The sequence below is a fragment of the Reyranella massiliensis 521 genome (assembly GCF_000312425.1).
Classification (GTDB): domain Bacteria; phylum Pseudomonadota; class Alphaproteobacteria; order Reyranellales; family Reyranellaceae; genus Reyranella; species Reyranella massiliensis.
The window spans coordinates 545,947-569,655 of the sequence record NZ_HE997181.1; the positions used below are offsets into that span (position 1 = coordinate 545,947).

At 64.8% G+C, this 23,709-nt stretch carries 24 protein-coding genes; 7 read left to right on the forward strand and 17 right to left on the reverse strand.

The features are described 5' to 3' along the window. Window positions 1–9: 9 nt before the first annotated feature. The 5 genes from BN60_RS02685 to BN60_RS02705 form a co-directional block, all read right to left on the reverse strand. Window positions 10–1,410 (reverse strand): TldD/PmbA family protein, encoded by a 1,401-nt coding sequence (locus BN60_RS02685; RefSeq protein ID WP_020694439.1) that lies wholly within the window; start codon window positions 1,408–1,410, stop codon window positions 10–12. 16 nt (window positions 1,411–1,426) lie between these two features. Further along, entirely contained in the window at window positions 1,427–1,645 is a 219-nt protein-coding gene (locus tag BN60_RS02690) for a hypothetical protein (RefSeq protein ID WP_020694440.1), read from the reverse strand. Window positions 1,646–1,773: 128 nt separating this feature from the next. Beyond that, a complete protein-coding gene (locus BN60_RS02695; protein ID WP_043283565.1) occupies window positions 1,774–2,013 on the reverse strand; it encodes a hypothetical protein in 240 nt (79 codons plus the stop codon). Between the two features lie 74 nt (window positions 2,014–2,087). After that, complete coding sequence (gene leuA, locus BN60_RS02700) at window positions 2,088–3,782, reverse strand: 2-isopropylmalate synthase (RefSeq protein WP_245539801.1); 1,695 nt, start codon at window positions 3,780–3,782, stop codon at window positions 2,088–2,090. 224 nt (window positions 3,783–4,006) lie between these two features. Next, window positions 4,007–4,834 (reverse strand): class I SAM-dependent methyltransferase, encoded by an 828-nt coding sequence (locus BN60_RS02705; RefSeq protein WP_020694443.1) that lies wholly within the window; start codon window positions 4,832–4,834, stop codon window positions 4,007–4,009. Window positions 4,835–4,985: 151 nt separating this feature from the next. Here BN60_RS02705 and BN60_RS02710 point away from each other — a divergent pair, with 151 nt between their 5' ends. Continuing rightward, window positions 4,986–8,261: an AAA family ATPase gene (locus tag BN60_RS02710; RefSeq protein ID WP_342626615.1), complete on the forward strand. Its 3,276-nt coding sequence runs from the start codon at window positions 4,986–4,988 to the stop codon at window positions 8,259–8,261. Here the strand turns inward: BN60_RS02710 and BN60_RS02715 are convergent. Continuing rightward, window positions 8,258–8,593 carry a hypothetical protein gene (locus tag BN60_RS02715; protein ID WP_020694445.1) on the reverse strand — a complete coding sequence of 112 codons (336 nt, stop codon included), beginning with the start codon at window positions 8,591–8,593 and terminating at the stop codon, window positions 8,258–8,260. The genes BN60_RS02710 and BN60_RS02715 overlap by 4 nt on opposite strands. A 12-nt stretch (window positions 8,594–8,605) precedes the next feature. Further along, the gene (locus tag BN60_RS02720; protein ID WP_020694446.1) at window positions 8,606–8,938 is read right to left on the reverse strand and encodes a hypothetical protein; all 333 of its coding nucleotides are present in this window, start codon (window positions 8,936–8,938) and stop codon (window positions 8,606–8,608) included. Between the two features lie 123 nt (window positions 8,939–9,061). Between BN60_RS02720 and BN60_RS02725 the strand changes: the two genes are divergently transcribed. The 4 genes from BN60_RS02725 to BN60_RS02740 all read left to right on the forward strand — a co-directional run bounded on the left by BN60_RS02725 (window position 9,062) and on the right by BN60_RS02740 (window position 13,286). After that, window positions 9,062–10,255, forward strand: a complete 1,194-nt coding sequence (locus BN60_RS02725) for a CaiB/BaiF CoA transferase family protein (protein WP_020694447.1) — start codon at window positions 9,062–9,064, stop codon at window positions 10,253–10,255. 40 nt (window positions 10,256–10,295) lie between these two features. Then, a complete protein-coding gene (locus tag BN60_RS02730; protein WP_020694448.1) occupies window positions 10,296–11,282 on the forward strand; it encodes a Bug family tripartite tricarboxylate transporter substrate binding protein in 987 nt (328 codons plus the stop codon). 133 nt (window positions 11,283–11,415) lie between these two features. Then, window positions 11,416–12,405, forward strand: coding sequence for a Bug family tripartite tricarboxylate transporter substrate binding protein (locus BN60_RS02735; protein ID WP_020694449.1), 990 nt, complete (start codon window positions 11,416–11,418; stop codon window positions 12,403–12,405). A gap of 170 nt (window positions 12,406–12,575) precedes the next feature. Continuing rightward, window positions 12,576–13,286, forward strand: a complete 711-nt coding sequence (locus BN60_RS02740; RefSeq protein WP_148283309.1) for a hypothetical protein — start codon at window positions 12,576–12,578, stop codon at window positions 13,284–13,286. Window positions 13,287–13,352: 66 nt separating this feature from the next. Here the strand turns inward: BN60_RS02740 and BN60_RS02745 are convergent, their stop codons facing one another. Both BN60_RS02745 and BN60_RS02750 read right to left on the reverse strand, forming a co-directional pair. Next, window positions 13,353–13,811 carry a DUF2852 domain-containing protein gene (locus BN60_RS02745; RefSeq protein ID WP_020694451.1) on the reverse strand — a complete coding sequence of 153 codons (459 nt, stop codon included), beginning with the start codon at window positions 13,809–13,811 and terminating at the stop codon, window positions 13,353–13,355. 96 nt (window positions 13,812–13,907) lie between these two features. After that, entirely contained in the window at window positions 13,908–14,546 is a 639-nt protein-coding gene (locus BN60_RS02750) for a TetR/AcrR family transcriptional regulator (protein ID WP_020694452.1), read from the reverse strand. Between the two features lie 121 nt (window positions 14,547–14,667). On the opposite strand from BN60_RS02750, the gene BN60_RS02755 reads away from it, so the two are divergent. After that, the gene (locus BN60_RS02755) at window positions 14,668–15,654 is read left to right on the forward strand and encodes an endonuclease/exonuclease/phosphatase family protein (protein WP_020694453.1); all 987 of its coding nucleotides are present in this window, start codon (window positions 14,668–14,670) and stop codon (window positions 15,652–15,654) included. Here the strand turns inward: BN60_RS02755 and BN60_RS02760 are convergent. Continuing rightward, a complete protein-coding gene (locus tag BN60_RS02760) occupies window positions 15,651–16,628 on the reverse strand; it encodes a D-2-hydroxyacid dehydrogenase (RefSeq protein WP_020694454.1) in 978 nt (325 codons plus the stop codon). The genes BN60_RS02755 and BN60_RS02760 overlap by 4 nt on opposite strands. 25 nt (window positions 16,629–16,653) lie before the next feature. Then, window positions 16,654–18,171 carry a UbiD family decarboxylase gene (locus BN60_RS02765; RefSeq protein ID WP_020694455.1) on the reverse strand — a complete coding sequence of 506 codons (1,518 nt, stop codon included), beginning with the start codon at window positions 18,169–18,171 and terminating at the stop codon, window positions 16,654–16,656. Window positions 18,172–18,232: 61 nt separating this feature from the next. On the opposite strand from BN60_RS02765, the gene BN60_RS02770 reads away from it, so the two are divergent. Further along, entirely contained in the window at window positions 18,233–18,970 is a 738-nt protein-coding gene (locus BN60_RS02770) for a hypothetical protein (protein ID WP_020694456.1), read from the forward strand. Here the strand turns inward: BN60_RS02770 and BN60_RS02775 are convergent. The 6 genes from BN60_RS02775 to ubiA all read right to left on the reverse strand — a co-directional run bounded on the left by BN60_RS02775 (window position 18,967) and on the right by ubiA (window position 23,675). Further along, on the reverse strand, window positions 18,967–19,845 hold the full coding sequence (locus tag BN60_RS02775; protein ID WP_043283570.1) for an HpcH/HpaI aldolase/citrate lyase family protein: 879 nt from the start codon (window positions 19,843–19,845) through the stop codon (window positions 18,967–18,969). The genes BN60_RS02770 and BN60_RS02775 overlap by 4 nt on opposite strands. A 44-nt stretch (window positions 19,846–19,889) precedes the next feature. After that, window positions 19,890–20,345, reverse strand: a complete 456-nt coding sequence (locus BN60_RS02780; RefSeq protein WP_020694458.1) for a CreA family protein — start codon at window positions 20,343–20,345, stop codon at window positions 19,890–19,892. Between the two features lies 1 nt (window position 20,346). Continuing rightward, window positions 20,347–21,252 carry a DMT family transporter gene (locus BN60_RS02785; RefSeq protein WP_020694459.1) on the reverse strand — a complete coding sequence of 302 codons (906 nt, stop codon included), beginning with the start codon at window positions 21,250–21,252 and terminating at the stop codon, window positions 20,347–20,349. Between the two features lie 11 nt (window positions 21,253–21,263). Continuing rightward, on the reverse strand, window positions 21,264–21,863 hold the full coding sequence (locus BN60_RS02790; protein ID WP_020694460.1) for a hypothetical protein: 600 nt from the start codon (window positions 21,861–21,863) through the stop codon (window positions 21,264–21,266). 211 nt (window positions 21,864–22,074) lie between these two features. Continuing rightward, the gene (locus BN60_RS02795; protein WP_020694461.1) at window positions 22,075–22,746 is read right to left on the reverse strand and encodes a class I SAM-dependent methyltransferase; all 672 of its coding nucleotides are present in this window, start codon (window positions 22,744–22,746) and stop codon (window positions 22,075–22,077) included. A gap of 5 nt (window positions 22,747–22,751) precedes the next feature. Continuing rightward, on the reverse strand, window positions 22,752–23,675 hold the full coding sequence (gene ubiA, locus BN60_RS02800) for a 4-hydroxybenzoate octaprenyltransferase (protein WP_020694462.1): 924 nt from the start codon (window positions 23,673–23,675) through the stop codon (window positions 22,752–22,754). Window positions 23,676–23,709: the final 34 nt, after the last annotated feature.

The window sequence follows — 23,709 nt, forward strand, 5'->3', positions numbered from 1 at the left end:
TGGAGAATATCACGAGCCTGCGACGGTCATGCCCTCAATTCGTACTGTGGGCGCGTTGGTCGAGCTCTTGAACTGCAGGTCATTCGCAGGCGTCATGTTGAGAAACATGTCCTTCAGATTGCCGGCGACGGTGATGCCGCTGACCGGCCAGGCGAGCTTGCCCTTTTCGATCCAGAAACCCGAGGCGCCGCGGCTGTAGTCGCCGGTGACGCCGTTGACCCCGAAGCCGATCATGTCGGTGATATAGAGGCCGCTCTTGATGTCGCCGATCAGCTCGTCGACCGGGATCTTGCCTTTCTCGAGATAGAAGTTCGAGGTGGTGGGCGAGGGCGGGCCCGAGACACCGCGCGATGCATGGCCTGTGGGGTCGAGGTTAAGCTGGCGCGCGGCCGCGAGGTCGAGCAGCCATGTCGTGAGCACGCCGTCGTCGATCACGGCCATCCGAGCCGTCGGCAGTCCCTCGGCGTCGAATGGCCGGCTGCCCAGTCCGCGCTTGCGCAACGGATTGTCGAGGATGCGGATGCCGGACGCGAAGATGCGTTCGCCCATCTTGTCTTTCAGAAACGACGTGCCGCGCGCGACGGCCCGGCCGTTGATGGCGCCGGCGAGATGGCCGATCAGGCCGCCCGAGACACGGCGGTCATAGATCACCGGCACGCGGGCGCTCTGCGCCTTGCGCGGGTTGAGGCGGCGGACGGCGTATTTCCCGGCGGTACGGCCGACCTTTGCGGCCGCCATCAGATCCTCGAGATGCACGGCACTCGACCATTCGTAGTCGCGTTCCATGCCGGTGCCCTCGCCGGCGAGAACGGCGCAGGACAAGGAGTAACCGCTGCGGCTGTAGCCGCCGCTGAAACCATTGGAGGTCGCGAGCACAACGCCGGTTCGGCCCCAGCCCGCCTCGGCGCCCTCGGAATTGGTCACGCCCTTGGTGGCGCGCGCGGCGTGCTCGGCCTCCGCCGCCATCGCGAGCAATTTCTTGGCAGTGGGCCGTCCCTTGTCGTTGAGATCGAGGTCGGGCCAGCTCTTCGCCAGCAGCTCCGCTGGTGCGATGCCGCAAGTCGGATCTTCTGGCACGACGCGGGCCATGTCGACGGCACGGCTGGCCAGCTCGCGTAGCGCACCGGGGGCAAAGTCGGTCGAGGAGACGAAGGCCTGGCGCTGGCCCACGAACACGCGCAGGCCGAGGTCGCGACCTTCGCTGCTCTCGAGCTTTTCGCGCTTGCCCAATCGCTGGGCGACGGAGATCGACTCGCCGTGGACGAACAGGGCGTCGGCCGAGTCTGCGCCGGCCTGCTTCGCCCACTTCAGCAGGTCGACCAGGAGATTGGCATCCGGGGCGCCCGAGTCAGGCTTCTTTTTGGAAGCCGTCTTCGGCGTTGTTGACGCAGTCTTTTTCGCTTTGGCCATGTGGCCGTTCTACGCGCTAACGGGCCGTGTCGTCGAGATAGTAGGAGAAGAAGAGCAGACCGGTTGCCGCGATGCCGACCGTCCAGAAGAGCGCGCGTACCAATTCTGCCACGATCGCCTGATCGGGCCACAGGCGGGCGGCGGCATCGCCGACATACTGGTGACCGACGATACCGATCATCGTGCCGAGCAACAGCGACAGGGCGCCGTTCCAGAAGTGACGCACGACCCGCATTACCGGACCCTCGCGACGCCTGAGCGGCGAACTAGGGTCCGGCGGAACCGCCAGGTTGGATTGGGCGGCGGGTGCTTGGCGGGCAGATGACATGCGCGATATTATAGCAGGTGCTGCCTGCCCGGGTCTCAGTTGCCGGCGTAGGCGATGCCCGCCCGGGTCTCGGCGATGGCGCTGTCCACGAACTGGATGGCGCGGTCACGATGGCCGCCCTTGTTCGCTGGTGCACGCAGCAGCTCGGCGCGAGCCGCCTGCAGCGACCCGATGGCGGCCTGCATGTTGGGCTGATTGGCGCCGGCGGCACAGGCGCCGATGACGATGCCGGCGACAAGGCTGGCGGCTGCAATCTTCATTGTTGGGCTGATCATGTTGAAGCTCCAGAAGAAACGGGCGGGTTCTTCCCGCCCGTCATGCTAGCCGCCGCTCTTCTTTCGGTGAACGGCTATTTCGCAGCCGCCGCCCTGTTTGCAGCCGAAGTGACGGCTTTCAAGGATGCGGCCACGATATTGGAGTCCATGCCGACGCCCCAAAGGACCTTGCCGTCGGCGGTTTCCGCTTCGATGAAACTCACCGCCTGGGCGTCGGACCCGGCGCCGGTCGCGTGCTGGTGATAGTCCCGCACCCTGATCTTGATGCCGCAGTTCTTGCCGATCGCGTCGACATAGCCGGCGATCGGGCCGTTGCCGCGGCCGGAGATGGTGGTCTCCTTGCCGTTGAAGGTCACCTTGGCATCGAGAAGACGCACGTCGGGATGGCCGGGCTCGGGTACCGTCGTGTGGCTGTCGAAGGAGACCGGCGTGTCGCGCTCGAGATACTCCTTGCGGAAGGTGTCCCAGATCAGCGCCGGCTGGATCTCCTTGCCTGTCTCGTCGGCGATCTGCTGGATGACCTTGGAGAACTCGACCTGCAGGAGACGCGGCATGTCGATGCCGTAGTCGCTCTTCAGGATGTAGGCGATGCCGCCTTTGCCCGACTGGCTGTTGATGCGGATGATCGCTTCGTAGCTGCGGCCGAGATCGGCCGGATCGATCGGCAGGTAGGGGACTTCCCAGACCTTGCTGTTCGACGCTTCAAGCGCCTTGAAACCCTTGTTGATGGCGTCCTGGTGCGAACCCGAGAAGGCGGTGAAGACCAGGTCGCCGCCATAGGGATGGCGCGGATGCACGGGCAACTGGTTGCAGTATTCGACCGTCTGGCGGATTTCGTTGATGTTCGAGTAGTCGATCTCGGGATCGACGCCCTGAGTGTACATGTTCAAGCCCAGCGTCACGAGATCGACGTTGCCGGTGCGTTCGCCGTTGCCAAACAGGCAGCCCTCGATGCGGTCGGCGCCGGCCATGTACCCCAACTCGGCGGCGGCCACGCCGGTGCCGCGGTCGTTATGCGGGTGCAGGCTCAGGATGAAGCTGTCGCGATACTTGAAGTTGCGATGGCACCATTCGATCTGGTCGGCATAGACGTTGGCCGAGGCCATCTCGACCGTTGCCGGCAGGTTGATGATCATCTTCTTCTGCGGCGTCGGCTGATAGACGTCGGCCACGGCGGCGCAGATGTCGCGGGCGAACTCGAGCTCGGTGCCGGTGAAGCTCTCCGGCGAATACTCGTAGACCCACTCGGTGGCAGGATCGGCGTCGGCCAATTGCTTCACCAGCTTGGCACCCGACACGGCGATGTCGATGATGCCGCTATAGTCCATGCCGAACACGACGCGGCGCTGCAGCGTCGAGGTCGAGTTGTAGAGATGGACGATGACGCGCTTGGCGCCGCGGCAGGCCTCGAAGGTGCGCTCGATCAATTCCGGGCGGCTCTGCGTCAGCACCTGGATGGTGACGTCGTCGGGGATCATCTTCTTCTCGATGAGTTCGCGCACGAAGTCGAAGTCGGTCTCGGAGGCGGCGGGGAAGCCGACCTCGATCTCCTTGAAGCCCATGTCGCAGAGCAACTTGAACATGCGGGTCTTGCGGTCGGAATCCATCGGCTCGATGAGGGCCTGGTTGCCGTCGCGCAAATCGACCGCGCACCAGATCGGTGGCTTGGTGATGACCGCGTTGGGCCATCGTCGATCCTTGATCTCGACCGGTTTGAACGGGACGTACTTTTCTGCCGCGTTCGGCATCATGGGTTTCTGGGGTGACATTGATAGACTCCTCGCGCCGCGCACGGCCGTGTGGCTCTAACGAACACTGCGATGGATAAAAAGGGTGGCGGCGACTGGTGGGGGCAGAAGACGAACGACAAGCGACCCGCAAGGGCCCCGGACGAACCGGGGCGGCGGGTCAGCCAATAAGTCGAAGCGTCGTCAGTCGCAGCATGTTGGGCCGGACAATCCCCGATTTGCCGGCCGCCGTCAACCCGCAGCGGTCAACCTGCGGAGGCAGGCTTCCGCAGCAGGAAGCTGAAATAAACCATTTCGCCGCTGGCCAGGAGGGACGGGATGCGCGTTCCGTCGACGCCGGTGAAGACATCGGCGATGGCCGAAAAAGGGCCGGAAACAATGCGCCGGCCGCCTGCCCGGCGACGCGGCGTATCGCGATGCAGAGCTTCGATGACATTGGCCGTGATGTCGCGTTCGGCGACCAGCTCCAGGCCGCAACGCGCCAGCGCGGCCCGCCAGTCGGCAACTTCGTGAGCAAGCCGCAGATCGGTGTAGTGCAGATGGCCGCCAGGACGGAGCACGCGCCTCACTTCGGCGAAGAAGCGGTCGATCGATGGATAGCAGAAGGAAGATTCAACGTTTATGACGGAATCGAAACTGGCATCGGCAAAAGGAAGCTGTTCGGCGTCTCCTTGCTGGAAGTGTAGATTGGCCAGTCGATGATGCTTGTTGCAGAACTTCACCGCCTGGCTGCTGAGATCGATCCCGACCATTCGCGCGGGCGAAAGATAGCGCGCCACGAACGAGGCGCCGCCGCCGCGGCCGCTGCCCACTTCCAGCACTTCGCAGCCCGCGACGGGTGCCAGCGTGGCGACGTGATGGTAGAGCGCGATGGGATAGCGTTCCGCATCGTCGGTCGGCTCGAGGACGAGTGTCTTCGTACTGCAATCGAGGTCGGCGTAGCCGTAGTTCATCAGGGTCCACCAGCCGACATTGCCGAAGCGGGTGGCAAGCAGGCCGAAGAACACGCGCCAGAGGGTGCGACGCAAGGCCGGCGTCCGATTGAGGACCCACAGAAAGGCATCGGCAATCATACGTTGAGCATCCCCCTCGCTTGCACGGCTAAACGAGCCTTGCCGCGACAGGCCTTGCTGGGGCAAGGCCCGCTTTGGCAAAACCTCGATTGCTGCCTCGAATCCCGCGCGGCTCGGCAGTAGGATGCATACTGGAGCGACGGGGGGCCGTATGCACTGCCCAATGTGTAACACCGAAGCCAAGCAAGGGGCTCGTTTCTGCACTGCCTGTGGAGCGCAGCTTCCGGCGACTTGCAGAGCGTGTGGCGTGGCGAACCTGCCGGGTGACCGTTTCTGTGCCGGTTGTGGTACCGGCCTTGCGGCGGCGTCGGTGGAGGCGCTGCAGACCCTGGCGTCGGGCCTTCCGCCGGCACCCATCGCCGCGCATCGTCGGGTCGGCGACGGCGAACGCAAGCGGGTGACGGTGCTGTTCGCAGACCTCAAGGGGTCGACCGCGGCGATCGAAGGGCTCGACCCTGAAGCGGCGCTAAACCGCATCGAACCCGCCGTCCAGATCATGATCCGCCTGGTCCATCGCTACGAGGGCGTCGTCTGTCGCCGGCTGGGCGATGGTATCCTCGCAATATTCGGCGCACCGGCGGCACACGAGGACCATGCGGTGCGTGCCTGTTTCTCTGCCCTCGGCATGCAGCGCGAGATGCGGGAAGCCGGCACGGGCGAGATGCTGCGCGTCGGGCTCAATTCCGGCGATGTGCTCTACCGCACCATTTCCTCGGAACTCGGGAGCGAGGTCGATGTCGTGGGCCCTGTGGTTCATGTCGCCGCCCGCATGGAGCAGCTTGCCACGCCAGGTTCGGTCTACATGACGGGCGAGACCCAGTCGCTGACCCAGGGCCTGGTCGAGACCCAGGCCATCGGTCCGCGCGAGGTCAAGGGGGCATCGGCGCCAATCGAGATCTACGAGGCGACGGGTGCCCTGCTGCATCGTTCGCGCTGGCAGGCCTCGGCATCGCGCGAGCGTGCCCCTTTCGTCGGCCGCGATGGCGAACGCGCCACGCTCGAGGCGGCGCTCGCGGCGCTCGACCGGCGACGCGGCGGCGTCATCGGCATCTGCGGCGAGGCAGGCCTCGGCAAGTCGCGGCTGGTGCATAGCGTGGTGCGCGACAGCGACAAGGAATCGCCGCACAAGACCGTCTTTGCGGCTGCGACGGCGCTCGGCCGTAACATTCCCTATCATGCGCTGGCTTCGGCGTTGCGCGACATGATCGGCATTGCCGACAGCGACGATACGCAACGCATTTCGAGCATCCTCTCGACGGTGCTGGGCGAGCTCGATCCGCGCCTCGTCGCCGACGTGCCGGTTTTCGTCTCGCTGATCTCGCTGGCCGGCGCGACACCCGAATGGCTGGCTATGGATCCCCGCGGCAAGCGCGCGGCCGCACGCGATTCCTTCATTCGTCTGGCACGCGCGGCCGCGGCGCGTCGGCCGGTTGCCTTCGTCTTCGAGGACATGCACTGGGTCGACCGCGACAGCGAGGAAGTGCTGCGCGCTGTGGCCGAACTGACGCGCGAGGCCCCCTTGCTGGCCGTTCTGACCTATCGCGCCGAGTACAACGATTCGTGGCTGCCGGCGGTCGGTGGCACACGGCTGCGCATGGCGCCGCTCGGCGATGACGATGTGCGCCGCTCGCTCGGCGAATGGTTCGTCGAGGGGCCGGAGACCGAGCAGCTCATCGAGCGGCTGACGCGCCGTGTCGGCGGCAATCCGCTGTTCGTCGAGGAGTGCGTACGGGCTCTGGCGCATCAAGGCGCGCTCGCCAGCATCGTGGTGGACGGCGAGAGCACCCAGCCGCGCCGTCGCCGCTATGCCTGCTGGGAGACGCCCGATCTGATCACCGTGCCGCCGTCGGTGCACGATGTGATCGCCTCGCGCATCGACCGGCGTTCGCCCGATTGCGTGGCACTTCTGCAGACCCTCGCGATGATCGGGGCACGCGTGCCGCTGTGGCTGGCCGAACGCGTGTCGGGCTTGACCCCGATGCGGACGGAAGCGGCGTTGCACGAGGCGGTATCGGCCGAGATCCTGGTACAGGCAAGCCTCTACCCCGACGTCGAATATACATTCACGCACGCGCTGCTGCGCGAGGTCGCGCATGATTCGCTGACGCGCACGCGCCGCGTCGAGGCGCACCGACGTATCCTCTCGGCTATCGAAACGCATCATGCCGACCGACTGCCGGAGCACGCGGAGTGGATGGCGCACCATGCAGCCGAGGGCGAGCTGTGGGACGTCGCGGCAACCCATCAGGGCCACGCCGCCGAACGCGCCCTGGCGCGTGGATCCTATGCCGAAGCGATTGCGGGGTTGCGCGCGGCGCTGGGGTCGTTCGAGCGTTCTTCACGATCGCGCGAGGCGACCGAGCGGGCCATCGACCAGCTCCGCCTCCAGCGGGCGCTGCTCTATGCGACGGGCGGTGATCCGGCGGAGATCAAGGCTGCCCTGACCCTGGCCGAAGAACTCGCACGCTCTATCGACGACCGCGTGCGGCTGGCCTGGGTCTGGGCCGATCAATCGAGCCAGTCCTGGGTCGAGGGGGAGAACGGCCAGGCAATCGCCGCGGCGCGGCGCAGCCTGGAGATCGCCGAAGAGGTGGCAGACCTGCGGTTGTGGGCGCTGGCGTTGTTCCGGCTGGGGCTCGGCCTCTACGCGGTTGGCGACTATGTCGGCGCCGCCCAATCTCTGGGTCGAAGCTGTGACCTATTGAGCGGCGATCTCAAGGCCGAGCGCATTGGGACAGCGGGTGCCACGTCGGTGCTGGGCGGCGGCTATCTCGTGACCACACTTTGCGAACTGGGGCGCTACGACGAGGCCGATAATCGTCTCACCCAGGCCGTCGCTGCCGCTGCCGTCGCGCGCGACATCTATTCGATCGCGGCCGCGCAGATCGCGCGATGCATGCTCGCGATCGCACGTGGCGATGTGGCGACGGCGATGCCTGCACTGGAAGCCTTGCTGGGAGCGGCTCGGACGGCCGGCATCGTGGCCGTAACGATCTATCTCGAGACCCTGCTCGGCCGAGCGAAGTTCATCGCCGGAGATCATGCGGGGGCTATCGAGCTGTTGAGCGAGAAAGCGGAGACTGCTTCGGTACCGCGCGCCAGCCTGCATGGATTGACTAGAATCTGGCTCGCCGAGGCCAAGATCGCTGCCGGGATGGCCGCCGAGGCGGATGCGATCCTTGAAGAGGCCGAACGCGAAATGACCGAACGTGGTGAGGCCGGCAGTCTGGCGCACTGCTGGGCGACGAAGGGCAAGGCAGCCTTGATGGCCGGAGACCTTTCGGCTGCCGAAGCCGCCTTTGCCCGCGGTTTCGATCAGGCAAGCGTCCTATGGATGCGGCCCGTCGCGGATATCTGCAAAGCAGGTCTGATCGAGGTCGCGGCAGCCCGTCAGGCTGCCGCGCCGTCGGCCACCGCTGCAGGTTAGCGCAGCGGTACGTTGATGCCGAAGCTCACGCCAGGCGGAGCTGGATAGGCCGGCGCGTAGTAGGCGGGCGGTGGCGGCGCATACACGACCGGCGGTGGCGCATAATAGGCTGGTGGCGCGTAGTACCTGACCTTGGGCGGTTTGGGGGGCTTGTAGTAGTAGGGGCCGCCATAGCCGCCGCCGTAATAGTAGTGATGATGGCGGTGACGGTGCTTCGGCCAGTCATCGTCGTCATCGTCGGCATTTGCCACAGCGGGCATGCCGGCCAGCATCGCGCCGATCAACGCCGCGCCCAACCAGGTTTTTCGCAGTTCGAACATGGAGTGGGTCATGGTCGGCTCCTATCAGCGCAGGGGCACGTTGATCCCGAAGCTCACGTTTCCGCCGGGGCCGTAGGCCGGATAGGCGGGATACACTGGGGCGTAGGCCGCAGGCGCTGGATAGACGACGACCGGGGGCGGGGGCGCATAAACGACCCGCGGCCGGGGTGCATAATAATAGGGGGCTGGAGCCACATAGACGGGCGCGGGAGCGTAGTGGTAGTGGCCACGGCCCTTCTTCCAGTTGCCCGCCATGGCGCCGCTCGTGGTACCTAGCATGACCGCGCCGGCAATTGCGGCGACGGCAATCGTCCGCAACTTCGATCGGTCCCAGGCCCTCGTCACGTTCTCGCACATTGAAGCTCTCCTTATGCCTGCGTCAGTCAACGCTCGCAGGAACAACAATGTTGCGCATCAAATGTGGCCGTAGCCTGTGATCAACTTGTGGTAAGCGGTGGGTAACGTTGGAGGATAAGTAAAATGGCAGGTCCGTTGGCCGGTGTTCGAATTCTCGATTGCACGACAGTTGTGCTGGGGCCCTGGGCGGCCCAGCAGCTCGGCGATCTCGGCGCCGACGTCATCAAGATCGAGCCGCCGGAGGGCGATACGACTCGTCAGCTCGGGCCGGCCCGCAATCCGGGGATGGCGGCTTTCTATCTCGGCTGCAATCGTTCCAAGCGTTCGATTGTGCTCGACCTCAAGCAGGACGCCGGCCGCCAGGCCCTGTTCAAGCTGGCCGAGACGGCAGACGTGCTGATGCACAATTACCGGCCGGAGCCGGCCAGGCGGCTGGGTGTCGAATACGAAGCTTTCGAGAAGATCAATCCGCGCCTCGTCTATCTGGCGACCTACGGTTATCGCGCCGCAGGCCCCATGGGAGCGAAGGCCGCCTACGACGACATCATCCAGGCCGGTTCGGGCCTTGCCGCCCTGCAGACCGTCGTGGCGGGCCAGCCGCGCTTCCTGCCGACCATCGTTGCTGACAAGACCAGCTCCAACGGTGTCGTATCGGCATTGCTTGCCGCCCTCTTTGCGCGTGAGCGCACCGGCAAGGGGCAGGCCGTCGAAGTGCCGATGTACGAAACCTTGGTTTCCTTCGTCATGGTCGAGCATCTCTATGGCGAAAGCTTCATCCCGGCGCTCGACACGGCGGGCTACAAGCGTGTCCTTAACAAGGAGCGCCGGCCCTATCCGTCGAAGGATGGCTACTTCGCGCTGCTGCCTTATACCGATGGCCACTGGAAGGAGTTCTGCAGCCTGATCGGTCGGCCGGAACTGGCCCAGGATCCGCGCTTCACCTCGCTTGCGAACCGCCTGAAGAATGTCGAGCACTACTACTCGACGCTGGCGGAAATCTGCGCCACGCGAACCAATGCCGAATGGGTCGAGTTGCTGAAGAACTCGAACGTGCCGCACGGTCCGGTCAACACGCTGGAAGACCTGTTCGTCGATCCGCAGCTGCAGGCGACCGAATTCTGGAAGGAAGTCGACCATCCGACCGAAGGCCGCCTGCGCATGCCAGATATCCCCCCGCGCTTCAGCAAGACCAAGCCGGAGGTGACCCGGCTGCAGCCGCGGCTCGGCGAGCACAGCGTCGAGGTGCTGCGTGAGGCCGGGTTTACGCAGGGCGAGATCGACGCCATGCTGAAATCGGGCGCGACCAAGGCGGCCTAGACCGTCGCAAGAAGGATCGTCGCCCGAACGGGAGGCGATCATGATCATCCGTGCGAAACGGCGTGACGTCCTGCGCTATGGGGCGGCCTCCATGTTGGCCGCTCTGTCGGCACCCGCCATTGCGGATACCTGGCCGAGCAAGCCGATCCGCATCATCTGCACCTATCCGGCGGGCGGGCTCACCGATGTCTTCGCCCGCGCCTATGGCGATTACATAGCGCAGAAGACGGGTCAGCCTGTCCTTGTCGAGAACAGGACGGGCGCTGCCGGCGCGATCGGCGCCGAGATGGTCAAGCAGGCCGCACCCGACGGCTACACGCTGATGTTCACCAACTCGACGACGATGGTCCAGAACAAGGCGCTGTTCAAAAAGCTGCCCTACGATCCGGACAAGGACTTTGCGCTGGTCGCCTGGTTCAACACCGGCCATCTGCCGACGATCGTCAACAAGGACGTGCCGGCGACCAACATCAAGGAGTTCGCGGCGTGGGCGCAGGGCCGCAAGGTGTCGCTCGCGACCTATGGCATCGGCTCCTTCGCCCACGTCGTGACCGAAACTTTGAATCGCCACTACGGCCTCAAGATGGAAGCCGTGCACTATCGGGGCGAATCCCTGATGTGGCAGGATGTGGCGTCCGGTGCCGTACAGGGCGCCACCGGCAGTTATGCCTCCGCTTCCAGCGTCCTTCAGACGGGATCGGGACGGCCGATCGCCGTTCCTACCATGGAGCGCATGAAGCGGCTGCCCGATGTGCCGACCTTCTACGAACAGGGTCTTACCGAGAAGGCGTTTCAGATCCGCGGTTGGGTGGGTTGTGCCGCGCCTGCGGGCACGCCCGAGCAAATCGTGCAGAAGCTCTCCGATCTAATGGTCGAGGCCGGCAAGACCGAGCGTGTCCAGAAGGTTAACGACACATTCGCCATCGACGAGGGCGCACGTGACAGGACCTATTTCAAGAAGGTCCTGGACGAGGAGGGTCCAGTTTCGATCGAAATCATCAAGAGCCTGAACATAGATCCTCAGTAGCCCTCCACGCTGACGGCACCTGCGCCGATGCAGGGTTTACGCAGGGTGAAATCGACGCCATGCTGAGACCAGGCGCGATCAACGCGGCATAGACCGGCATTTCAAGAATCGGCCGCGCCATAGGGAGGAAGTGATGATTGTCCGTGCGTCACGGCGCGATGTCCTGCGTTTTGGTTCCGCCGCTGCTGCGGCAACGATTGCGGCACCGGCCATTGGCCAGGCTGCGTGGCCGAACAAACCCATTCGCATCATCTGTGGTTATCCGGCCGGTGGCCTGACCGATACATTTGCGCGGGCCTATGGCGAGTACATCGCACAGAAGACTGGTCAACCCGTGTTCGTCGAGAACAAGACCGGCGCGAGCGGGGCGATCGCCGCGGAGCAGGTGAAGAGTGCTGCGCCCGATGGCTACACGCTCATGTGGACGATCTCGACCACGATGATCATGAACAAGGTGTTGTTCAAGAAACTGCCTTACGATCCGGACAAGGATTTCGTCCTGATCTCCTGGATGGACGCGGGTCATCTGCCGCTGATTGTGAATTCCAAGCTGCCGGTGAAGAACCTGGCCGAATTCGCCGACTATGCGCGTGCCAACAAGGTGAGCCTCGGAACCTATGGTGCGGGCTCCTACAGCCACGTCGCCGTCGAGGCCCTCAATCGCCACTACAAGCTTGCGATGGAAGCCGTGCACTATCGCGGCGAAGCTCCGATGTGGCAGGACGTGGGCGCGGGCGCCGTACAAGGTGGCAGTGGCAGCGTTGCCGCCGCCTCAGGCGTGTTGCAGTCGGGCAGCGGCCGGCCAATCGCCGTCCCGACCAAGGTGCGTATGAAAATGCTTCCGGACGTACCGACCTTCTTCGAGCAGGGCGTTACCGACAAGGCGTTTCAGGTTCAGGGCTGGATCGGTCTCGTAGGTCCCTCCGGAATGCCCAAGGAGATCGTCCGGAAGCTCTCCGACATGATGGTCGAGGGCGGAAAGAGCGAGCGTATCCAGAAGATTTTGACCACCTTCGGTATCGATAGAGCCGCGCAAGATCATGTTTTCTTCGAGAAGATCGTGGCCGAGGAGGGCCCGATATGGATCGACCTGGTGAAGGGCCTGAACCTCGAGCCGCAGTGAGCTGGCCTGTCTTTCGCGTTCCGCTTTAGTTCGGAGCCGAACAATAATGCGGCGGAATTAGGGGCTCCAGTTGTTTGCATTTGCAGCTTTGCCCGGAGCGCCTGGCCGTGTAGGACAACTGCAAGTAGCAGGGGCATCGCAGCGCCCGAACGAAAGGAAGCTCATCCTGCATGGCCCTCGACGTTTATGTCGGGTCGTTGACGCGTTACCACGCCGGTGAGTGGGAGACAGTCGGAGAGAAAGCGTCGCGCGAGCGTCTCCGCCAAGGCTTGGTGGCACGTCCGCGCGGCCCTGCGGCTCTAGTCGAAAGTTCGGCAGGCATTCACGCTGCGGTAGTGGCATGGCGGGCGGATCTCGTGCGGTCGCTGGGAGACCGAATCGACACGCCCCTCGATTGGGAAGAGACGCCGGACGCTCCTTACTTTACCGGACGGCCGGGCTGGGACGGCTTCGGCTCCCTCGTTCTGTGGGCAGCCTATGCCGAACATCCCAGTCGTCGCTGCCCGGGGGTGCTACCCGAAGAATGGGACAGCGACCCCGTCCTGATGCGGTCGAATGCCGATGGATTCAGGTCGCGCTATGCTCACCTCCTGCGTCCTGTCGAGATCTGGCTGCCCAACCCCTTCGATTTCACTTTTGAGAATCTGAATGTCGATGGACGCCCCACTGTCGTGGGCTCGGCAACGGTGTTGCGTCGCCAGCTCTCGGAGCTCAACGGGGCCACCTGGCAGGCGAGCGGGGCCGTCGTCGCCGGCTGGGGGCGGACACCGCCCTCGGCGGGTACCCTGCTGGAGCAGCGCGCGCGCTATGCCTTTGCGGTGCTGTCCGAACTCGCCCAGCAGGCGACCGGGCACAAGCTGCCGATGAGACTCGACTTCTGAAACGACAACACCCCCTCCGGACCTCGAAGGGGGTGTTGCGAGCGATCAGTATCAGGCTGTGTCTGATCAGGAAGCTTGCGGAGCAGGCGGGGGCGGCTCCGTTGCCGGACGGTTACGGCGATCGGCCATGAACTGGTCGAACTCGGAACGGTCCTTGGCGGCGCGCAGCTTGTCGAGGAAATCGCGGAACTCGCGCTGCTCCTCGTCGAGGCGGCGCAGCGTCTCCTCGCGATATTCGTCGAAGGCGACATTGCCGCTCGTCTCGGGGCGGCCCCAGCGATGGCGACGCTTCCAGGCGCGCCATTCCTCGCGGGCCTGACGGCGATGCTCGCGCCACTCTTCGCGAGCCTGCTGGCGATCGGGCATATCCCAATGACCGTAACGTCTCGAGCAAAACATGCGTCCACTCCATTTCAGGTAAACGAGAAGCGCGATGCCGATTGGCCAGAACAGGATGAAGCTCAGCACCATCAGGGCGATCCACGCTGGCTTCCCGAGGTCGTCGATTCTGTCGATCAGGCCCATTAGGGACCCCCCTTAGCTTAGTGTTAACGATGTAAATGTTAACGACATTTACATTGGGCATTCATCCCTACCGAGTCAAGGGGCGGCAACTGCACTTTATGCTTTTTGGGGAAAACCCAGCCCCTGCAGGTAGATCAGCATGGCCGACTCGAGCAGCTCGTCGGCCGTCATCGGCAGGGAGCGCCGGCCGGCGTCGCCGCGGCCGAAAAGCGACGCGATGCCGTGGGACAGCGACCAGATGTGCAGGCTCATCATCAACGCCGGCGGCCGCTTGCCTGCCGGCAACAGGCCGACCAGCGTTTCGGCAGCGGTGCGCAGGACGCCGAAGGCACGGTCTCCCGCTGCACGCAGCTCGACGTTGAGGTCGGGTGGCAGGCCGGACTCGAACATGGCGGCGTAATAGGCCGGTTCGGCACGCGCAAAGGCGAGATAGGCGCGGCCGATATTGTGAAAGGCCGTGACGGGGTCGGGTTTGCCGCCGGCCCAGCCGGTGGAGAGCATGGCCTCGAAGCGTTGAAAGCCCTCGCGGGCGACATCGGCCAGTAGGGCGTCACGGTCGCGGAAATGCCGGTAAGGCGCCGCCGCGCTCACGCCGGCGGACCGCGCAGCATCGGCAAAGGTGAAGCCCGCCGGGCCTTTCTCCTTGATGAGTTCGCGCGCGGCCTTGATCAGCGCCTCGCGCAGATTGCCGTGGTGGTAGCCGCGCTCTTCGCGGTCGGGCCTTTTCCAGCTCATGTTAAGGCACTTTACATTAAAGCCGGGAGCGGCAACAGGCGGCACGATATGCGCAGACGTTGGGTGAATAGGGGGCGTTTCGTTCTTACTCTGTGCGTGCAGGATACCGGAGGCGGGCGCCATGCATCACGGAGACGTGTCGGCGGAAGTTGCGGCCGGACTGCTGGCGCTCAAGAAGCGCATCGACGCCGCGAAGATCCCATCCTCCAAGCTCGACGAGACGATCAACGTCGCGGTCTGGAACATCCGCGAGTTCGGCAAGAAGCGGCGCAAGCCGGCGGCCCTTCACTACATCGCCGAAATCCTGGGCCAGTTCGACCTGATCGCGCTGGTCGAGCTGCGCGACAATCTCGAGGATTTCGGCCGCGTCTGCCAGTTCCTCGGGCCGAGCTGGGACCTCGTCTACTCCGACTGGATGCCCGACGACGGCGGCAATCGCGAACGCACCGGCTTCCTGTTCGATCGCCGCGCCGTCACCTTCAACGGGCTCGCGGCGGAAGTCGATGCGCCGCGCGGCAAGGCGGGGACGGAGTATCTCGCGACGCAGTCGTTCTGGCGTGCGCCCTACATATGCTCGTTCCGCTCCGGCAACTTCGATTTCATCGCCATCGCCACGCACGCGCGTTGGGGCAAGAGCATCACCGGCCGCGAAGCCGAACTCGGCATGCTGGCGGACTGGATCGACGAGCGGCAAAAGGACAAGTCGGTCGAAGACCACGACCTGATCGTGATGGGCGACTTCAATACGCCCAAGCTCGACGACAGGCTGTTCAAAGCGCTGACTCGGCGCGGTCTTCAGGTGCCGGACTCGTTGATGAAGCTCAAGTCGGGAGACGTGACCGTCGGCGGCTCAAATATCACCAAGACGGCGCGCTACGACCAGATCCTGCACCTGCCGACGGCGAGGAAGCGCTTCACCAACTTCGGCGGCACGCTCGACTTTCATGTCTCCGATGCCGGCATCAAGGAGCTGTTCCCCGGCGCCGGCATGACGCGCACGCAGTTTACCTACCAGCTCTCCGATCATTTCCCGGTCTGGGTGCAGATCAAGACCGACATCGACGGCGAGCGGCTGACCCAGATCGTGCAGAACGCCCGGAAGGGTTAGTAGCCCGCTGCGCGGTCGACGACTTCCTTTAGCGGTTCCCCATCGAGGAAGCGCTTGAGGTTGTCCACGAACAGGCGCGCCACGAACTTGTCGCGCTGCGGGTGCGGGCCGCCGATATGCGGCAGCACGATGATGCCTTCGGCCTTCCAGAAGGGATGCTCGGCTGGCAGCGGCTCCTGGCGGAAGACGTCGAGCACCGCGCCAGCGATCTTCTTTTGCTTCGCCGCGGCGATCAGGTCGTCGTCCTTGATGATGTGGCCGCGTCCGAAGTTCAGCAGCCAGGCGCTGGGCTTCATCTTTGCCAGCCGCTTGGCGTCGATGAAATTGTCGGTCTCGGCCGTCGCCGGCAGGAGCAGCAGCACGAAGTCCGACTGCGCCAGCACCTCGTCGGTGCGTTCCGGCGGCAGCACCTCGGCGACATAGGTCATGGATTGATCGGCGGGGGCTTGCGGGCGCCGCTTGGTGCCGATCACGCGCATGCCGAGCGCCGCGGCAATGCGGGCGACTTCACCGCCGATCGCGCCCAGACCCAGGATGCCCAGCGTCTTGCCGGAAAGCGGCTGGGCCACGGTGTGCACCCACTTGGCCTGCTTCTGGTTCTCGACCGCCACGCTCATCGGCTTTGCGACGTAGAACAGCGCGGCGATGATGTTCTCGGGCATCGATTCAGTGTGCGTGCCGCGCGCGCAGGTGAGCGCAAGCTGCGGCGGCAGGTCAGGTAGTGCCAGCCAGCCTTCGACGCCGGCGCTCATCGCCTGTGCCCAGCGCAGCTTCGGCATGGCGGGCAGCAGGCCCGCCGGAACGGTGCCGGCCATCAGCGCTTCGGTCCGTGCAAGCTGGTCTGCCGACGGCTTCTCATTGCGCGGCAAGGTGTCGACGGCGACTCGCTCGGCCAAGCCTGCCGCGTCGATGGCGTCGAGATAGGTCTTGGCTTGATCCGTCCAGAGCAGGATATGGGCGCGATTGGTGGTCACGATGAAGACTCCTCGTGGCTGAAAGCTAGCGCCAGATCTTCTTACCGCTGCCCGGCAAACCGAGCTCGCCCCACATGGCGTCGACCTTGTCGATCACGGACTGGTCCATGCGGATCTGGCGGCCCCATTCGCGGTTGGTCTCGCCGGGGAATTTGTCGGTGGCATCGAGGCCGATCTTCGAGCCGAGGCCGGAGACCGGCGAGGCGAAGTCGAGATAGTCGATCGGCGTGCTCTCAATGACAGTGATGTCGCGCGCCGGGTCCATGCGCGTCGACAGCGCCCACATCACGTCCTTCCAGCTGCGCGCGTCTATGTCGGCGTCCACCACGATTACCCACTTAGTGTACATGAACTGCCGCAGGTAGGACCATACGCCCATCATCACCCTCTTGGCGTGACCGGCATAGGCCTTCTTCATGGAGACGACGGCGATGCGGTAGCTGCAGCCCTCGGGCGGCAGCCAGAAGTCGACGATCTCGGGGAACTGCTGCTGAAAGAGGGGGATGAACACCTCGTTCAGCGCCTCGCCCAGAACCGACGGTTCGTCGGGCGGGCGGCCGGTGAAGGTCGACAGGTAAATCGGTTGGCGCCGCATGGTGATGGCGCTGATCGTGAACACCGGGAATTGCTCGACGCTGTTGTAGTAGCCGGTGTGGTCGCCGTAGGGGCCTTCGTCGCCGTAATCGTCGAGGCTGACATGGCCTTCGAGCACGATCTCGGCTTCGGCCGGCACCTTGAGCGGCACTGTCTTGCAGTCGACCAGCTCGACCTTCTTGCCGCGCAGGAGACCGGCGAACTGATATTCCGACAGCGTATCGGGGACCGGCGTCACGGCGGCCAAAATGGTGCCGGGATCGGCGCCGATCACGACGGCGGCCGGCAGCGGCTCGCGCTTGCCCGCGCCCTTCCAGCGCTGGTGATGCTGCGCGCCGCCGCGATGCTTCAGCCAGCGCATCAAGGTGGTGTTCCTGCCGGTGACCTGCAGGCGATAGATGCCAAGATTGAAACTGTCCTGCCGGTCGCCTTTGGGATCAGGTCCCTGTGTGACGACCAGCGGCCAAGTGATCAGCGGCGCCGGCTCGCCCGGCCAGCAGGTCTGGATCGGCAGACGGCCAAGGTCGATGTCGTCGCCGGTGAGCACGACTTCCTGGCAGGCCGCGGTGCCGACCGTCCTGGGCTTCATCGCCATGACCGTGCGCAGCATCGGCAGCATGTCGAGCGCCTCGCGCCAGCCCCCGGGCGGCTCGGGCTGACGCAGGAAGGCCAGCGTCTCACCGACGGCGCGCAACTGGGCGGGCTCGCGGTCCATGCCCCAGGCGACGCGCTCCACGGTGCCGAAGAGGTTGACCAGCACCGGCACGTCGGAGCGGCTGCCATCTTCGCGCACCACGTTCTCGAACAGCACCGCAGGCCCTTGTTCGGCCAGCAGGCGGGTCTGGATCTCCGTCATTTCGAGATGTGTCGAGACGGGCGCTTTCACACGCACCAGGCGGCCGGCCTTTTCGAGCCGGTCCATGAAATCGCGAAGCGAGGCGTAGGGCATACTGGGGTTGTCGTTTAGAGTGCCTAACCTCGGAGATCAAACACGTCCGAGACCAAGCGCCATGAAATCAAACACCACGCGATCAAACGCCATTCCCCCGGAATTCGAGGACCTGCTGAGCCGCGCCGGCCGGCAGGTGCTGGCGGGCTCGCATCCGCTGTGCGGGGCACTCGCCGACCCGCGCACGCGCTTCCTTGCCCGCGACGACCTGCTCGATCGCGCCAAGGTCGGCCGCCTGCGCCGCGCGCTCGACGCCGGGCTTGTGGATTCGCTCGAACCGTTGGAGCGGCCGATCCCGCCGGAGACGATCTCGGAGATGCGGCGCGACTATGGCGAGCTGCTGCCCAAGACCAGCCGTGCGCGTACGATTTACTTCGAGAGCCGGCGCGAGCCAGGTGTCAAGGCAGCGGAGCGCATCGGCCTTGTCCGCATGATGCGGTCCAAGAGCTTCCGTGCCTTCGCCGAAGCGCTGACCGGCCGCAAGCTGGCGTCGGGCTGGGGGCTGCAGGTGCTGCGTTACGGACCGGGCGACTATGCCGGGCCGCACAACGATCACCACCCGGAGAACAAGGATGCGAAGGCCGGCTATATCGACCTGCATCTCAGCCTGTGTACGCCGGGCGTCGCGCACCAATGGCTGGTCTACAGCCGCGCCGGCCATTTCAGCGAGATCGTGTCGGTGGCGAAACCGTCCACGGTGACGGCCTATCGCCTGCCGTTCTGGCACTACACAACGCCGCTGGTCGGCAAGCCGAGCGCGGCGCGCTGGGTGCTGCTGGGCACGTTCCTCTATCGCTAAGCACCGGCCTTGTGCCAGGCCGCGGCGCGATCCACCAGGCGCCGCGCGCGCTCAACGACGGGCAGATCGACCATACTGCCTTCGAAGGCCACGGCACCTGCGTTTGCCGCTTCGAAGGCGGCGATCAGGCGGCGGGCGCGGTCCAGCTCGGCGGCCGAGGCGCCGTACTCCTCGTTGATGATCGGCACATGCAGCGGGTGGATGCAGGCTGCCGTGGTGAAACCCAGTGCACGGCCGCGTTGCAGGCCGGCGCGATAGGAGTCGAGGTCGTCGATCTTCGCGAGCTGACCCATCGAGCCCATCGGCAGGATTCCGGCGGCGCGCGCGGCGGCCAGGCCCTGCATGGCAAAGACGTACATGCTGTCGGCCGACGGCAGGGCGCCCAGTTCCGTCGCCATGTCTTCGCCACCCACCGACATGCCGGCCATGCGTGGCTCGGCGGCAATGGCGAAGAGATGCGGCAGGGCCGCGGGCGACTCGATCAATGCGAGAAAGCGCGTGTGGCCGATCTCCATACCCTGCGCCGCCTCGTGCTCCGCCACCACCTCGGAGAGGAGGCGGACATGCTCGGGGCCCATGACCTTCGGCAACATCAGCGCCGCCACGCCAGGGATCACGGCGGCGGCGATGTCCGGTATGGCCAGGGTAAGCGGGCGGTTGATGCGGACGACGACGTCGGCGCCGCTCTGGGCGACGCGAGGAACGGCCGCGGCAAGGGCCGATCGTGCGGCATCCTTGTGCGCGGGCAGGATGGAGTCTTCGAGATCGAGGATGATGGCGTCGGCGCCGCGCGTATGCGCCTTCGCCACAAAACGCTCGGCCGTCACCGGCACAAAGAGAAGTGAACGCCAGTTCGGTTGCGGACGGTTTGTCATGTTGCTCGATCCCACTTGCTTCAATCCAGCCTACTTCACTCCTCTTACTTCAAGCCAATCGGCACGACGCTGATCGAATTCTGCGGGCTGCCTTCGATCACGCGGTCCGTGTAGGTGAGATAGATCAGCGCACGGCGCTTGGGATCGTAGAAACGTACGACCTGCGTGGTCTTGAAAATCAGCGAAGCGCGTTCGCTGAACACCTCGTGCGGCCTTTTGAATTTCTCGGCCTGCAGGCCGTCGACAGGGCCTACCTGATGACAGGAGATCGACGCGTAGGGCGGATCCTCGGCCAGACCGAAGGCGCCCTTGATACCGCCGGTGCGCGCGCGCGAGATGTAACAGGTGATGCCGGCGATATCGGGATCGTCGAAAGCCTCGACCACGATCTTGTCGTTGGGGCCCAGCCACTTGAAGCGATAGCCCACGGCGCCGATTTCTTCTGCGGCCGCCGGAAATGCCAGCAGCAGGGCGAGCAAGGCGAGAATCGCACGAAACATCTCAGGCTCCTTTGGCGGGAGGACGCGTGGCCAGGAACAGGCCGGGCAAGACGAGGGCCGTTCCCACTAGATGGTACCATTGCGGCGCTTCGCCAAGCGTGACCCAGGCGAGGATGCCGACATAGAGCGGGCCAAGGTACATCGACACGCTGGTCACCGATGGGCCCAGCTCGCGAATGCAGAAGGAGAAGGCGCCGTAGGCGCCGACCCCGGGAATGATCGCGAGCACGATCCAGCACGTCCAGGTACGCCAGTCCGAAAAGTCCGGCCCGCTCCACAGCATGGCCTCGCCGACGGTGAAGGGCAGCAGGACCAGCGAGCCCGCGACGGCGATGGCGCACAGTCTCGTCAGCGGATCGAGTGCGCTCGGCCGGTGTTTCAGGAGCACGGAGTAGAGGCCCCAGCAGGTCGAAGCGGCGGCGATCCAGAGATCGCCTTCGGTGAATTGCACCGAGAAAAGATTGTCGATCCGACCCTTGGCGAAGACGGCGGCGACCCCAGCGAGGCAGAGCGCGATCCCGGCCAGGCGCCCCGCCGTCAGCCGTTCGCGATGGAGCAGCCGGCCCAGTGCGACGACCAGGATCGGCGAGGCGGCGTAGATCAGGCCGATGTTGAGGGCAGGCGTCGTACGACCTCCGATATAGACCCAGGCACCGCAGACCCACATGCCGAGCGCGCCCAGCAGCAGCAGATCGGGCCATTCGCGGCCGAGCGCATGGCGGTGCCGAACCAGACGCGGCCAGACAAAGGGCAGGAGGAGAAGGGCGACGCCCAGCCATCGTCCCAAAGCCAGGGCATTCGGCGGTACGAAGGTCGCATAGCGCGCCATCAACATGTTGACGGCGAACATTGCCGGCGACAGCAGCAGCAGACCCCAGGCGAGACGACGGCGACTGACGAACGGCACGGCAACCCTGATCAGGCGGCGCGCAACCCTTCCTTGGGAACCTCGCCGCCGGCTTCCTTCACGGCCTCACGATACTCCTTCTCCGAGGAGAAGGGGGCGGTCTTGGGGAAATCCTTCTTGCGGCCGGGGCGGACCTCGCCGGTCGACGGCGTCACGACCAGCAGCTCGCCCTGACGGCCGAGGATGGGAATCTCGCGCTTCCAGCGGGAATAGACGCGCCGCGCCGAGGCCGAGAAATCGACGTAGGTCGTGAACTCGCTATGGTCCTTGATGAACAGCGCCTCGTAGGTGGCGATGAACTCCTCGACGAACTTGCGGTCGACAATCTCGAGGTTGGACATCATCCAGCAACGATCCTCGAACACCCAGTACGTGCCGATACCGATGAATTCCTTCTGGCGCGTCAGGTAGGGATAGAAGGGGAAGCCGCGGCAGGCGATCGTGCGGTTGTCCCGTTCGCAGAACCGCGCGCCCTTGCAATGGATGGCCATGCAATCGTCGGTGAGTTCGGCCACGATCTGCCGGGTCGCATAGTCGTAGGGCTTGAACTTGGACCAGAGGTCGGTGCGGGTTTTCAGCAGGTCGAACTCGACCTTGTGGACCACCGGCACGGCATTCTCAGTAGAGCAACAAACCGGCTCTCCGCCGTTCAGCGGGGCGCACTTTCGTCCGCAGTCGAACCGCGAGACGGGCGCCGTGAACCCTTCGTAGAGGGTCGCAAAATCGGCCGGCTTTATCTTTGACTTTGGGGGCTTGGAGGGCATTGAAGCCATGTAACCCAAGTTCTCTGTGAAAGAACAGTTAAGGAATTATAGCGGCTGCCTAGGGATGAGGCAGTACCCGCCAGACGACGGTTTCGCGCATGCCGCGGTTTTCGAGCTGCAACGAGGTCGGAATTTCATACCTTGCGCACTCCACGAGGCCCTGGGCGCTGAAATAGTTCCGGCCTGGATCGCCCAACAGCACCAGCCGACCCCTGGCCGCATGGCTGCGCAACCAGGCTAGCGCCCGAACCGACATCTCGCGCTCGTAACAGACGTCGCCCGCGATCACCACGTCGGTCTCAGGGTCTCCGTCGGGCCCGGCCAGCCAGTCCGTGCTGCTGGTATCGACGGCAAGGCCGTTGGCCTCGGCATTGAGGCGAGCGGCGATCAGGGACAGCTCGTCGATGTCGTTGGCGATCACGCTCGCGGCGCCCGCTTTCGCGGCAGCCATCGAAGAGACGCCCGACCCTGCGGCGAAGTCGACGACGCGCTTGCCGGCGACGAGCTGCGGATTGTCGAGCAGGTAGCGGGCCACGGCCTGACCGCCCGGCCAGCAGAAGGCCCAGTAGGGCGGGTCGATATTCTGCTCATCCAGCCAGGCTTCCGTGGCCTGCCAGATCGGCACATATTCGCTGGCGAGCCACAGCTTGAACTCCGGCACCATGGCGGGAGCTTCGAGCGCGGTGTTGGTGCGGATGAACCCTTGAGGGTCGGCGGGCAGGCGCGGCATCAGCCTTAATAGAGATGATCGACGACCAGCGCGAGGAGCAGTAGCCAGCCGACCTGGGCATTGGACTTGAAGCGCATCAGGCAGTCCGCCGGATCGCCCGGCCTGACGAAGGCGATCTGCCAGAAGAAGTGCGCCGCGACGCCGGCGAGCAATATGAAATAGCCCGGACCCAGGGCGCCGAGCACGCCCGTCAGGGTCCAGAGGCCGATCGCCAGGACCGCAAACAGGGTGAGCCAGCGTCGCGGGGCATTGGCAAAACGACGCGCCGTCGAGCGCACGCCGACGATCGCGTCGTCGCGCTGATCCTGCATGGCGTAGATCGTGTCGTAGACCATGGTCCAGGCGACACCGCCGAAGTAGAGCGCGACGGTCGCCCAGGAGAGGGTTTCGGTGACGGCGGCGTAACCCACCAGCGCGCCCCAATTGAAGGCAAATCCCAGCACGACCTGCGGCCAGGAGGTGATCTGCTTCATTGCCGGATAGATTGCGACCAGGAGCAGGGAGCAGAGCGCGACGCCGCCGGCGAACTTGTTCAGCTTGAAGAGCACGGCTGCGCCGACGAGGCCTTGCAGGCCCATCCAGATCAAAGCGTGGTGCAGCTTCAATTCACCCGAGGGCAGGGGTCGCCCTCGTGTACGCTCGACACCGGCATCGACCTTGCGGTCGAGGATATCGTTCCAGGTGCAGCCCATGCCGCGCATAGCAAGGGCCCCCAGCGCAAACAGCGCCATCAGGCCCGCAAGTCGTCCCCAGTTCGGCGCCGCCGCCAGCGCCAGCGACCACCAGCAGGGAAACAGCAGCAACCAGATCCCGATCGGCCGGTCCCAGCGCGACAGCCTTCCATAGGGGCGCGCCCACGGCGGCAGATAGCGCAGGGTCCAATGTTGACGATTGATGTCGGTGAAGCCGGTTGTCCGGTCGGCGGTCATGGCGGCATCATGCAGTCATGCAACTTGGAACACC